Origin of the sequence: Vibrio pelagius (genome assembly GCF_024347575.1) — a bacterium.
GTDB classification, from domain to species: domain Bacteria; phylum Pseudomonadota; class Gammaproteobacteria; order Enterobacterales; family Vibrionaceae; genus Vibrio; species Vibrio pelagius.
In genome coordinates this window covers 2,289,906-2,302,664 of the sequence record NZ_AP025503.1, presented here as the reverse complement: position 1 = coordinate 2,302,664, position 12,759 = coordinate 2,289,906, and the positions used below count along the sequence as shown (strand labels likewise).

The following is a 12,759-nucleotide window of genomic DNA, read 5'->3' as shown; positions in this document are numbered from 1 at the left end:
AATCTCCTTTGTTTATTATTTAATCCGTCCAGGATGTTTATGTGCCATTTTTTTACTGGTCTTACGTGGGAAAGTCAATTTTTCTGCAGCTTTGTGTGCACTTGTTAGTGTTTTTTACATTAAATTCGTTAAAAATCTGTGCTGTGTAGCATTATTTGTTACATCAATTGTATTAGAATGTTGCCGTCCGTATAGTGGCGCTGAAAAGTTTGGTTAAAACCTTATAAATGCAAGGCTAAGAAGAAATGTGAGGTGTCTTCGTTAATCTTGTTGTTAACAAATATTTTACAATTAACTCAGGCTCAACTTCAGTTATTTGTTAAGTTAATGTTAAATTTTGCAGGTTTGCGACCAAATTTTGTCCATAACAATATCAAAGGTTATTTAATGACCGTAATGCTCAATGGAGCTGAGTGAGCAAGCCCGTGAAAGAAAGAAAGACAAGACCTGTTAATTTAGATTTGCAGACTATCCACTTTCCTATCACAGCAATAGCTTCCATCCTACACCGCGTGTCTGGGGTGATTACTTTTGTTGCGATTGGAATTTTACTTTATCTATTAAATATTTCCCTCTCTTCCCCGGAAGGCTTCGCGGAAGCAAGCGACATCGTCGATGGCTTTTTCGTTAAGTTTATTCTGTGGGGCATTTTAACCGCTCTGGCATACCACATTGCTGGTGGTATTCGTCACCTTCTTATGGACCTAGGTCACTTTGAAGAGCTGGAATCTGGCGCTAAGAGCGCTAAGGTTGCATTCGCAGCGACAGCGGTATTGTCTCTACTAGCGGGGATCTTAGTATGGTAAACAACGTTTCTACATTTGGTCGTAATGGCGTTCACGATTTCCTACTGATTCGTGCAACTGCAATCATTATGACGCTTTACACAATTTATTTGGTGAGCTTTTGTGCCTTCACCGACATCTCTTACGTATCATGGACTCAGTTCTTTGGTGGAACTTTCACTAAAGTCTTTACCATGTTAGCGCTTACCTCGGTTCTTGTTCACGCTTGGATCGGTCTATGGCAAGTGCTAACCGACTACATCAAATGCGCTAAACTGCGTGTTGGTCTTCAAGTAGGTGTAGTTGCGGTTCTTCTAGGATATTTCTTCTCTGGTCTGTTTGTTTTGTGGGGTGCGTAAGTGACTATTCCTGTTCGTGAGTTTGATGCCGTAGTAATCGGCGCTGGTGGTGCTGGTATGCGTGCCGCACTACAAATTTCAGAGCAAGGCCTTTCATGTGCATTGCTTTCTAAAGTATTTCCAACTCGTTCTCATACCGTTTCTGCTCAAGGTGGTATTACGGTTGCGCTAGGTAATGCGCATGAGGACCACTGGGAACAACACATGTACGATACGGTTAAAGGTTCTGATTACATCGGTGACCAAGACGCTATCGAATACATGTGTAAAAATGGCCCAGAATCCGTTATCGAACTAGAGAAGATGGGTCTTCCATTCTCTCGTTTTGACAACGGTACTATCTACCAACGTCCTTTTGGTGGTCAATCGAAAAACTTTGGTGGTGAGCAAGCAGCTCGTACTGCAGCAGCAGCTGACCGTACTGGTCACGCATTGCTACACACGCTTTACCAACAAAACATCAAGCACAAAACAACCGTATTCTCTGAGTGGTATGCGCTTGATCTTGTGAAGAATGAAGACGGTGCCATCCTTGGTACAACAGCTCTTTGCATGGAAACAGGCGAAGTATGCTACTTCAAAGCAAAAGCAACTATCCTAGCGACGGGTGGTGCTGGTCGTATTTACGCGTCAACTACAAACGCGCACATCAATACTGGTGACGGTGTTGGTATGGCGATCCGTGCTGGCGTTCCAATGCAAGACATCGAAATGTGGCAGTTCCACCCAACGGGTATCGCTGGTGCAGGTGTTTTGGTAACGGAAGGTTGTCGTGGTGAAGGTGGTTACCTTCTAAATAAAGACGGTGAGCGCTTCATGGAACGTTACGCACCAAACGCGAAAGACTTAGCGGGTCGTGACGTTGTTGCTCGTTCAATGATGGTTGAAATCCGTGAAGGCCGTGGTTGTGACGGCCCTTGGGGTCCACACATCAAACTGAAACTGGATCACCTAGGTAAAGAGACGCTTGAATCTCGTCTACCTGGCGTTTGTGAACTGTCTCGTACTTTCGCACACGTTGACCCAGTAAAAGAGCCAATTCCAGTAATTCCAACATGTCACTACATGATGGGTGGTGTGCCGACGCAAGTTTCTGGTCAAGCGATCAAGCAAGCTGCCGATGGTAGCGATGTCGAAGTACAAGGTCTATTCGCTTGTGGTGAGATTGCTTCTGTATCTGTACACGGCGCAAACCGCTTGGGTGGTAACTCGCTACTTGATTTGGTGGTATTTGGTCGTGCGACCGGTCTACACCTAGGTGAGACACTGAAGAAGCAAGCGGATGCGAAGCCAGCAACTGAAGAAGACATTGCCCGTTCACTGGAGCGCTACAACCGTTGGGAAAACAGTACAGACGGTGAAGATCCAGCGCAGATCCGTAAAGATCTACAGCAATGTATGCAGAACAACTTCTCTGTATTCCGTGAAGGTAAAGCAATGGCAGAGGGTCTAGAAGAGCTTAAAGCGATTCGTGAGCGTCTGAAGAATGCACACCTTTCTGACAAGTCTACAGAGTTCAATACGCAGCGTATTGAATGTCTAGAGCTTGAAAACCTAATGGAAACAGCTTACGCGACTGCTGTAGCGGCTAATTACCGTACAGAAAGCCGTGGTGCACACGCTCGTTTTGACTTCCCTGATCGTGATGATGAGCAATGGCTATGCCACACGCTTTACAATCCAGATACGGAAGAGATGTCTAAGCGTAACGTAAACATGGAACCTATCCACCGTGAAGCGTTCCCACCAAAAGCACGTACGTACTAAGGAGATCTAACCATGAAACTGAATTTCTCTTTATACCGCTACAATCCAGATGTTGACCAAAAACCTTACATGAAGGACTACGTCCTTGAAGTAGACGAAGGGTCAGACATGATGCTTTTGGACGCTCTTATTCTATTAAAAGAGCAAGATCCAACAATTTCATTCCGTCGTTCATGCCGTGAAGGTGTATGTGGTTCCGACGGTCTTAATATGAATGGTAAAAATGGACTGGCATGTATCACTCCATTGTCTGCGCTATCAGGCCAAGACAAGATTGTGATTCGCCCACTACCGGGTCTACCGGTTGTTCGTGACCTTATTGTGGACATGACTCAGTTCTACAATAACTACGAAAAAGTGAAGCCATTCTTAGTGTCTGATGGCAATGTGCCACCGTCACGCGAAAACCTACAAACCCCTGATGAACGAGCACATTTGGATGGGTTGTATGAATGTATCATGTGTGCATGTTGTACAACGTCTTGTCCTTCTTTCTGGTGGAACCCAGACAAGTTCATCGGTCCTGCAGGCCTACTAGCTGCTTACCGTTGGTTAATTGATAGCCGAGATACAGCGACAGATGAACGTTTGTCTGATCTTGATGATGCATTTAGCGTTTTTCGTTGCCACGGCATCATGAATTGTGTAAGTGTTTGTCCTAAGGGATTAAATCCGACGAAAGCGATTGGTCACATCAAGACCATGCTCGTAAATCGTTCGGTTTAGAAATGGATAAAAATTGCCGCCCTAGCTGTTTTGGGCGGCCTTTTAATAGCTCGGCATAGACCGCAGCAAACGTGAAAACTACTGGTTAAGGGAAAATATGCACAACGGCGTGATGAAGGCATGGCTCGAGTCTTCACACTTGGCTGGCGCCAATGCAACATACGTAGAGGAACTCTACGAACTGTATCTAAGTGACCCCGACTCGGTAAGTGACGAATGGAGAAGTGTTTTTGAAGAGTTGCCTGTGCAAGCTTCAGAAACGGTGGAACAACCACACTCTCGTGTTCGCGAATACTTCCGACGACTCGCTCAAGAAACAAAGCATTACAGTGTCCAAGTTAGTGATCCAGATGTCGATGCGAAACAAGTAAAGGTTCTGCAACTTATTAATGCTTATCGATTCCGTGGGCATCAAGCAGCAAACCTAGATCCACTAGGTTTATGGAAAAGAGATACAGTCGCTGAACTGGATCCCTCTTTCCACACTCTCACCGAAGAAGACCTCAACGAGACGTTTAACGTCGGCTCTTACGCGATTGGTCAAGAGACGATGGTTCTTAAAGATCTCTACAAATCTTTGAAGCAGACGTATTGTGGCTCTATCGGTGCAGAATACATGCACATGACTAACACAGAACAAAAACGTTGGATTCAACAGCGTCTAGAGTCTGTTTCTGGTCAACCATCATTCAACAAAGAAGAGAAGCGAGCTTTCCTAGAAGAGCTAACGGCTGCTGAAGGTCTTGAGCGCTATCTTGGTGCTAAGTTCCCTGGTGCGAAGCGTTTCTCTCTGGAGGGTGGTGATGCTTTGATCCCAATGACGAAAGAGATCATTCGTCATGCTGGTGGTCAAGGTATGCGTGAAGTTGTTATTGGTATGGCTCACCGTGGTCGTTTGAACATGTTGGTGAACGTACTTGGTAAGAAACCACAAGACCTATTCGACGAGTTTGCTGGCAAACACGACGAAACATGGGGTACAGGTGATGTGAAATATCACCAAGGTTTCTCTGCTGACTTCGCAACTCCAGGTGGCGATGTTCACCTAGCGTTGGCATTTAACCCGTCTCACCTTGAGATTGTGAACCCAGTAGTTATTGGTTCAGTTCGTGCTCGTCAAGATCGTCTAGACGATAAAGATGGTAGCAGCGTGCTCCCTATTACTATTCACGGTGACTCTGCAATTGCAGGTCAAGGTGTCGTTCAAGAGACATTCAACATGTCTCAAGCACGTGGCTTCTGTGTTGGCGGTACCGTTCGTATCGTTGTTAACAACCAAGTTGGCTTCACAACATCAAACCCACGTGACACGCGTTCTACTATGTACTGTACTGATATCGCTAAGATGGTACAGGCACCGATTTTCCACGTTAATGCAGATGACCCAGAAGCAGTAGCTTTTGTTGCGCGTCTGGCACTGGATTACCGTAATACGTTCAAGCGCGATGTGGTTATCGACCTTGTTTGTTACCGTCGTCACGGTCACAACGAAGCCGATGAGCCGAATGCAACTCAACCGCTGATGTACCAAAAAATCAAAAAGCATCCAACACCACGTAAGCTATACGCTGACATCCTAATGGAGCGCGGTGAGTTTGGTATCGACACAGCAACTCAGCTGGTGAACGAATACCGTGATGCTCTAGACCATGGTGAAGTTGTTGTTAAAGAGTGGCGCCCAATGGCACTACACTCTGTAGACTGGAGCCCATACATTGGTCACGATTGGAACATCGATTGGAACAGCCAAGTTGATATCGAGCGTCTAAAAGAGCTTGGTACTAAGCTGTGCCAATACCCAGATAGCCACAAGCTACAAAGCCGAGTAAACAAACTGTACAACGATCGTACTGCCATGATTAATGGTGAGAAACAAGTCGATTGGGGTATGGCGGAGACACTTGCGTATGCGACTCTGGTAGATGATGGTAAACGTATCCGTATTTCTGGCCAAGATTCCGGCCGTGGTACTTTCTTCCACCGTCACTCTGTTCTACATAACCAAACAGATGCGAGCACTTACGTTCCACTTGCGAACATTCATGATAAGCAGGGTCCTTTCCAAGTGTTTGACTCAGTGCTATCTGAAGAAGCAGTTTTGGCATTTGAATACGGCTATGCAACAGCCGAGCCTAGCGGTTTAACCCTTTGGGAAGCGCAGTTCGGTGACTTTGCTAACGGTGCTCAAGTGGTTATTGACCAATTCATCTCGTCGGGTGAGCAAAAATGGGCACGTCTATGTGGTCTAACAATGCTGCTTCCACACGGTTACGAAGGTCAAGGTCCAGAGCACTCTTCGGCACGTCTTGAGCGTTACCTACAGCTATGTGCTGAACAGAACATGCAGGTTGTTGTGCCATCAACACCCGCTCAGGTTTACCACATGATTCGTCGTCAGGTTGTGCGTCCAATGCGTCGTCCTCTGATTGTAATGTCTCCTAAGTCATTGCTGCGTCACCCACTGTGTACCTCTTCACTTGAAGAACTCGCAGAGGGTACATTCCAGCCAGCAATCGCTGAGATTGATGACATCAAACCAGAGAACGTGAAACGCGTAGTGTTCTGTTCAGGTAAGGTTTACTTTGACCTACTAGAGCAGCGCCGTAAGAACGAACAAGACGATGTTGCTATTGTGCGTATCGAGCAGCTATACCCATTCCCTCTTGAGGAAGTTCAAGCTGCAATTGCACAGTACACAAATGTTGAAGATTACGTTTGGTGTCAAGAAGAGCCACAAAACCAAGGTGCTTGGTACAGCAGTCAACACAACTTCCGTGCTGCGATTCCAGCGGGTGCTGATCTTAAATATGCAGGCCGTCCTGCTTCAGCATCACCAGCGGTTGGCTACATGTCAGTACACTTGAAACAACAAAAAGCGTTAATTGAAGACGCTCTGACCCTACTTTCGAACTAGAAGTAAAAGGAAAACACAGATATGACAATTGAAATTCTGGTTCCAGATTTACCTGAATCGGTGGCTGACGCAACAGTCGCAACTTGGCACAAACAACCGGGCGAAGCGGTTGAGCGCGATGAAGTCATCGTAGATATTGAAACTGACAAAGTGGTTCTAGAAGTACCAGCTCCAGAAGCCGGTGTTCTAGAGGCTATCATCGAAGAAGAAGGTGCAACAGTACTTTCTAAGCAACTTATCGCTAAGCTTAAGCCTGGCGCGGTTGCTGGTGAACCAACGACTGATACAACGGAAGATACTGAAGCATCTCCAGACAAGCGCCACAAAGCGACGCTTTCTGAAGAGAGCAACGACGCGCTAAGCCCAGCAGTTCGTCGTCTTCTTGCTGAACACAACCTACAACCAGCTGATGTTAAAGGCACTGGCGTAGGCGGTCGTATCACTCGTGAAGACATCGATGCACACCTAGCGGCAGCGAAATCTGCACCTAAAGCAGAAGCTCCTGCAGCGGTAGAAGCACCAGCAGCAGCTCGTAGCCAGAAGCGTGTACCTATGACTCGTCTACGTAAGACAGTTGCTAACCGTCTTCTTGAAGCGAAGAACAGCACTGCAATGCTAACGACGTTCAACGAAGTAAACATGAAGCCAATCATGGACCTTCGTAAGCAGTACAAAGACCAGTTCGAGAAGCGCCACGACACGCGTCTAGGCTTTATGTCTTTCTACGTGAAAGCAGTAACTGAAGCATTGAAGCGTTACCCAGAAGTCAACGCGTCTATCGACGGTGATGATATCGTTTACCACAACTACTTCGACATTAGCATGGCGGTATCTACGCCACGTGGTCTAGTCACTCCAGTACTTAAAGACTGTGACACTCTAGGTTTCGCTGATATCGAAAAAGGCATCAAAGAGCTAGCGATCAAAGGCCGTGACGGCAAGCTAACGGTTGATGAGCTGATGGGTGGTAACTTCACTATCACAAACGGTGGTGTATTTGGTTCACTGATGTCAACGCCAATCATCAACCCACCACAAGCGGCTATCTTGGGTATGCATAAGATCCAAGAGCGTCCAATGGCGGTTGACGGTAAGGTTGAAATCCTACCGATGATGTACCTAGCGCTATCTTACGACCACCGTCTAATCGATGGTCGTGAGTCAGTTGGTTTCCTAGTAACCATTAAAGAGCTACTAGAAGATCCAGCACGTCTCCTATTAGACGTTTAATATCGCTAAAACGTCTAGTTGTGCTCAACAGCTAGACGTTGATAGTTTCAAAGGCTAGGCTAGCTCAACGTCTGGCCTTCACTTGAGCTAAGGATTACTTGTTAAATATTAGCTATTTATCTTGAGTTGTCTTGGCTGATTTGAGAAGACCCTACAGACGTAACACAGATAACTGTGTCGTTATGGAAATAATAATCCCTTAAGGGAAAATAAACGGAATATCAAAATGAATTTGCATGAATACCAAGCCAAACAGCTGTTTGCAGAATTCGGTTTGCCTGTACCAGAAGGTTTCGCATGTGATACAGCTCAAGAAGCTTTCGAAGCTGCGGGTCGTATCTCTACTGAAAAGAAAGTTGTTAAGTGTCAAGTACACGCTGGCGGTCGCGGTAAAGCGGGCGGTGTAGAACTACATGACACAAAAGAAGGCGTGAAAGAGTTTGCTCAAAAGTGGCTAGGTAAACACCTAGTGACTTACCAAACAGATGCAAATGGTCAGCCTGTAACTAAAATCCTAGTTGAAGAAGCGTCTAACATCGCTAACGAACTTTACCTAGGCGCAGTTGTCGATCGTGCAACTCGTAAAATTGTATTCATGGCGTCTACTGAAGGCGGTGTGGACATTGAGAAAATCGCTGAAGAGACTCCTGAGTTGATTCACCAATCTGCGATTGATCCTCTAGTAGGCCCTCAAGCTTACCAAGGCCGTGAACTTGCGTTCAAACTTGGTCTAGTTGGCGACCAAATCAAACAGTTCGTTAAGATCTTCATGGGTCTTGGCCAAATGTTCTCTCAGTACGACCTAGCTCTACTAGAGATTAACCCACTTGTTATCACTGGCGAAGGCAACCTTCTTTGTCTAGACGGCAAGATCAACATCGACTCAAACGCGATGTACCGTCAGCCAAAACTACGTGAAATGCACGATCCATCTCAAGAAGATGAGCGCGAAGCACACGCAGCACAGTGGGAACTGAACTACGTAGCACTAGACGGTAACGTTGGTTGTATGGTTAACGGTGCAGGTCTAGCAATGGGTACGATGGATATCGTTAACCTACACGGCGGCAAACCAGCAAACTTCCTAGATGTAGGCGGCGGCGCAACAAAAGAGCGTGTAGCTGAAGCATTCAAGATCATCCTTTCTGATGACAATGTTAGTGCAGTACTAGTAAACATCTTCGGTGGTATCGTTCGTTGTGACATGATCGCTGAAGGTATTATCGGTGCGGTTAAAGAAGTAGGCGTAACAGTACCAGTTGTTGTTCGTCTAGAAGGTACAAACGCAGACCTAGGTCGTGAAGTACTTGCTAATTCTGATGTTGATATCATTGCAGCTGAATCTCTAACAGATGCTGCTCAGAAAGTTGTTGCTGCTGCGGAGGCGAAATAATGTCTGTACTAATTAACAAAGACACTAAAGTAATCTGTCAGGGTTTCACTGGCGGTCAAGGTACATTCCACTCAGAGCAAGCTATCGCATACGGTACGCAAATGGTTGGTGGTGTATCTCCAGGTAAAGGTGGTCAAACTCACCTTGGTCTTCCTGTATTCAACACTGTCCGTGAAGCAGTAGAAGTAACTGGCGCAACAGCAACAGTTATCTACGTACCAGCTCCTTTCTGTAAAGATGCAATTCTTGAAGCGATCGACGCAGGTATCGAACTGATCGTAACGATCACTGAAGGTATCCCAACGACAGATATGATCGACGTTAAAGTTAAGCTAGAAGAAACTGGCGTTCGCATGATCGGTCCTAACTGTCCAGGTCTTATCACTCCAGACGAGTGCAAGATTGGTATCATGCCTGGTCACATCCACAAGAAAGGTAAAGTAGGTATCGTATCTCGTTCAGGTACTCTTACTTACGAAGCTGTTAAACAAACAACAGACGAAGGCTTCGGCCAGTCTACGTGTGTTGGTATCGGTGGTGACCCAATCCCAGGTTCAAACTTCATTGATATCCTAAAACTGTTCCAAGAAGACCCTGAAACAGAAGCAATCGTAATGATTGGTGAAATCGGTGGTACAGCGGAAGAAGAAGCAGCAGCGTTCATTAAAGAGAACGTAACTAAGCCAGTTGTTTCTTACATCGCAGGTGTTACTGCTCCTCCAGGTAAACGTATGGGCCACGCTGGCGCAATCATCTCTGGCGGTAAAGGTACTGCTGAAGACAAATTCGCAGCACTTGAAGCAGCAGGCGTTAAGACAGTTAAGTCTCTTGCTGACATCGGTAAAGGTCTACGCGAGATTACTGGTTGGTAATCAGCGCTTTACAGTGATAGATAATAAAAAGGCTTGGTCGATGACCAAGCCTTTTTTGTATGTTTTCTAAGATACGAGATACAAAAAGTAACTCTAAGCTCTATTTTTTACCATCTGTGACAACATAAACATTGCGGTTGCAGTGATGACGACAGAAGGACCCGCTGGGGTATCGTAGAACCAAGAAAGACTCAGTCCACCAAGCACCGCCAGAGAACCAATACCAGATGCAATGAAGGCCATCTGTTCAGGGGTTTGAGCAAACTTGCGTGCTGTCGCGGCGGGGATAATCAGTAATGATGTCATGATCAGAGCACCAACAAACTTCATACCTACCGCAATAACGATACCGACCATTAACATCAATACCAAACGCATCAGGTCTATGTTGATACCCTCTACCGCGGCGAGGTCTTCATTAACCGTTGTCGATAGTAAAGGGCGCCAGAAAATAGCCAAAACGAGTGCTACAGCGGCAGCACCACTATAAATAAATACGAGGTCGGTCGGCGATACAGCAAGCAGATCACCGAATAGGTAGCTCATTAAGTCAACACGAACGTTATCGAGAAAGCTAACGGCCACTAAGCCAAGCGAAAGGGCGCTGTGTGCAAGGATGCCCAGCAATGTATCGGTCGCAACCAATTTCTGTTTCTGTAAGGTAACTAGCAGTACCGCGAGCATTAAACAGCAGATTAGCAGCGCTAAGTAGAGGTTAATCTCTAATAGGAAGCCAAGCGCCAGCCCCATCAATGACGCGTGCGCTAACGTATCACCAAAGTAGGCCATTTTACGCCACACAACAAAAGAGCCGAGTGGGCCAGCAATCAAAGCAATGCCAAGGCCAGCAAGAATAGAAGGTAAAAGGAACTCAAGCATTAGTGGTGTCCGTGATTGTGATTTTTACAACTATGAGCTTCACCTGATACAGGTTGACCTGCTAAATCATGGTGGTGATGATCATGTTGATGATGGTAGAAAGCCAAGCTCTCTTGAACCGCAGTACCGAATAAGGCGATGTAAGAAGGGTGATGCTTGATATCAGCCGGTGCACCTGAACAGCAAACATGGTGATTAAGACAAATCACATCATCGGTTTTCGCCATCACGAGGTGCAAATCATGAGATACCATGAATACTGCGCACCTGAAACGGTGCCGGATTGAGTCGATAAGTTCGTAAAGATCAATTTGACCTTGAACATCAACACCTTGTGCTGGCTCGTCGAGTACCAGTAAATCTGGGCGACGGAGCAGCGAACGAGCGATAAGTACACGTTGGTTCTCACCACCAGATAGCTGATGCATATTGTTCTTAATAAGGTGCTCTGCGCCAACCAGTTTTAATGATTCAAGAATCTCTTGTTGGCTGAACTTACCGGTAAGCTTGAGAAAACGTTCTACATTTAGAGGTAGAGAGTCGTTAAGCTTCAGTTTTTGAGGAACATAGCCAATTTTTAGTTTTTTGTTTTTGGTAATGGTGCCAGAGTATCGGTTTTGAAGCCCAAGTAGCACTTTGACTAGGGTCGATTTACCTGCACCATTTGGGCCTATTAGAGTTGTGATTTGGCCGCGCTCTATATTTAGAGAGATATTATCTAAAACTTTTCTACCGTCGAACTCAACACTGACGGAATCCAATTGGATTAAGTTATCCATGAATAGAACTCATTTGCAATTAGCTAATGTTATAATGTAACATCTACAGCAGGCCTAAGCTACTTTTCTATTATAGAGGTAATATGTTACGTTCATCTTTTATACTGACAAGCTTGCTATTGATCCCAAGCGTTGCCAGTGCCAGCACTATTCTAACAAGTTTTAAACCTATTCAAATGATTGTTACGGAATTAACGCAAGGTGTCAGTGAACCAGATGCGATAATGAACAGTAATGCCTCACCTCATGACTACGCTTTAAAACCGTCTGATGTAAAGAAAGTTCAGCAGGCTGACATGGTAATTTGGTTTGGTCCAGACCTAGAAGCCTTTCTAACCAAAGTCGTTAAATCGAATGATAACGTGGTGACTATTAGTGAAATCCCCAACATAAACCTAAAAGAGTTTGGTGACGATTCACATGACCACCATCATGATGGACATGATCACGGTAGTCATGATCCGCATTTCTGGTTAGGTATTGATCAGGTGAAAGTCGCTTCAACTTATATCACTGGCAAGCTGATTGAAGTTGACCCTCAGAATGCGAATGCATACAACAAAAACCTTGAGAACTTCTTGAAACAGCTTGCTGAGAAAAAGAGCTCGATTGAAGCACAACTAGCACCGGTAAAAGACAAGGGTTACTACGTATTCCATGATGCATACAGCTACTATGAAGATGAATTCGGCCTCAACAAGCTTGGTCACTTTACAGTAAGTCCTGAGCGTAAGCCTGGTGCTAAGACACTGATCTCGATTAAAAAGACATTGGCGAAACAAGATGTACAATGTGTTTTCTCTGAGCCTCAATTTACGCCAGCGGTGATTGAATCAGTCGTTCGCGGTAGCTCTACTCAGAAAGGTCAATTAGATCCAATCGGTTCAACAATTGAAGTCGGTAAAGGGAGTTACTTCGAGTTCCTCCAGCAATTGACTGATAGTTACTCAAGTTGTTTATCTGCACAATAAATCGCATCTGAGTATAGTTTCTATAGAGTTAGTAATCAGACGCTTATGAATAATGCCGCGTTTTGCGGCATTTTCGTGATCTAC

11 protein-coding genes are annotated in these 12,759 nt (G+C 45.4%); 9 read left to right on the top strand and 2 right to left on the bottom strand.

The features are described 5' to 3' along the window. Positions 1-413: 413 nt before the first annotated feature. From sdhC to sucD, 8 genes are all read left to right on the top strand, one after another. On the top strand, positions 414-806 hold the full coding sequence (gene sdhC, locus vsple_RS09945) for a succinate dehydrogenase cytochrome b556 subunit (protein WP_150893808.1): 393 nt from the start codon (positions 414-416) through the stop codon (positions 804-806). Continuing rightward, the gene (sdhD, locus tag vsple_RS09940; protein ID WP_032551860.1) at positions 800-1,144 is read left to right on the top strand and encodes a succinate dehydrogenase, hydrophobic membrane anchor protein; all 345 of its coding nucleotides are present in this window, start codon (positions 800-802) and stop codon (positions 1,142-1,144) included. Before sdhC ends, sdhD begins: the two co-directional genes overlap by 7 nt. Continuing rightward, a complete protein-coding gene (gene sdhA / locus vsple_RS09935; RefSeq protein ID WP_255230193.1) occupies positions 1,145-2,911 on the top strand; it encodes a succinate dehydrogenase flavoprotein subunit in 1,767 nt (588 codons plus the stop codon). 12 nt (positions 2,912-2,923) lie between these two features. Next, entirely contained in the window at positions 2,924-3,637 is a 714-nt protein-coding gene (locus vsple_RS09930) for a succinate dehydrogenase iron-sulfur subunit (RefSeq protein WP_150869062.1), read from the top strand. A gap of 97 nt (positions 3,638-3,734) precedes the next feature. Continuing rightward, positions 3,735-6,551, top strand: coding sequence for a 2-oxoglutarate dehydrogenase E1 component (gene sucA / locus vsple_RS09925; RefSeq protein ID WP_255230194.1), 2,817 nt, complete (start codon positions 3,735-3,737; stop codon positions 6,549-6,551). Positions 6,552-6,572: 21 nt separating this feature from the next. Beyond that, a complete protein-coding gene (gene odhB, locus vsple_RS09920) occupies positions 6,573-7,781 on the top strand; it encodes a 2-oxoglutarate dehydrogenase complex dihydrolipoyllysine-residue succinyltransferase (RefSeq protein ID WP_032551864.1) in 1,209 nt (402 codons plus the stop codon). Between the two features lie 226 nt (positions 7,782-8,007). Beyond that, positions 8,008-9,174 (top strand): ADP-forming succinate--CoA ligase subunit beta, encoded by a 1,167-nt coding sequence (gene sucC, locus vsple_RS09915; RefSeq protein WP_261881906.1) that lies wholly within the window; start codon positions 8,008-8,010, stop codon positions 9,172-9,174. Continuing rightward, a complete protein-coding gene (gene sucD / locus vsple_RS09910) occupies positions 9,174-10,046 on the top strand; it encodes a succinate--CoA ligase subunit alpha (protein ID WP_004737919.1) in 873 nt (290 codons plus the stop codon). The genes sucC and sucD overlap by 1 nt, the downstream gene beginning before the upstream one ends. Positions 10,047-10,139: 93 nt before the next feature. Here the strand turns inward: sucD and znuB are convergent, their stop codons facing one another. Together znuB and znuC are read right to left on the bottom strand one after the other, a co-directional pair. Then, positions 10,140-10,925: a zinc ABC transporter permease subunit ZnuB gene (gene znuB / locus vsple_RS09905; protein WP_261881905.1), complete on the bottom strand. Its 786-nt coding sequence runs from the start codon at positions 10,923-10,925 to the stop codon at positions 10,140-10,142. Continuing rightward, positions 10,925-11,704 carry a zinc ABC transporter ATP-binding protein ZnuC gene (gene znuC, locus vsple_RS09900; RefSeq protein ID WP_261881904.1) on the bottom strand — a complete coding sequence of 260 codons (780 nt, stop codon included), beginning with the start codon at positions 11,702-11,704 and terminating at the stop codon, positions 10,925-10,927. The genes znuB and znuC overlap by 1 nt, the downstream gene beginning before the upstream one ends. Before the next feature lie 83 nt (positions 11,705-11,787). Here znuC and znuA point away from each other — a divergent pair, with 83 nt between their 5' ends. Beyond that, positions 11,788-12,675 carry a zinc ABC transporter substrate-binding protein ZnuA gene (znuA, locus tag vsple_RS09895; RefSeq protein ID WP_255230198.1) on the top strand — a complete coding sequence of 296 codons (888 nt, stop codon included), beginning with the start codon at positions 11,788-11,790 and terminating at the stop codon, positions 12,673-12,675. Positions 12,676-12,759: the final 84 nt, after the last annotated feature.

Bases quoted from the DNA above. Each gene is read 5' to 3' on its own strand.
- odhB (WP_032551864.1), top strand. From the start codon at position 6,573: ATGACAATTGAAATTCTGGTTCCAGATTTACCTGAATCGGTGGCTGAC.
- vsple_RS09930 (WP_150869062.1), top strand. From the start codon at position 2,924: ATGAAACTGAATTTCTCTTTATACCGCTACAATCCAGATGTTGACCAA.
- sucA (WP_255230194.1), top strand. From the start codon at position 3,735: ATGCACAACGGCGTGATGAAGGCATGGCTCGAGTCTTCACACTTGGCT.
- sucC (WP_261881906.1), top strand. From the start codon at position 8,008: ATGAATTTGCATGAATACCAAGCCAAACAGCTGTTTGCAGAATTCGGT.
- znuB (WP_261881905.1), bottom strand. From the start codon at position 10,925: ATGCTTGAGTTCCTTTTACCTTCTATTCTTGCTGGCCTTGGCATTGCT.
- sucD (WP_004737919.1), top strand. From the start codon at position 9,174: ATGTCTGTACTAATTAACAAAGACACTAAAGTAATCTGTCAGGGTTTC.
- sdhD (WP_032551860.1), top strand. From the start codon at position 800: ATGGTAAACAACGTTTCTACATTTGGTCGTAATGGCGTTCACGATTTC.
- znuA (WP_255230198.1), top strand. From the start codon at position 11,788: ATGTTACGTTCATCTTTTATACTGACAAGCTTGCTATTGATCCCAAGC.
- znuC (WP_261881904.1), bottom strand. From the start codon at position 11,704: ATGGATAACTTAATCCAATTGGATTCCGTCAGTGTTGAGTTCGACGGT.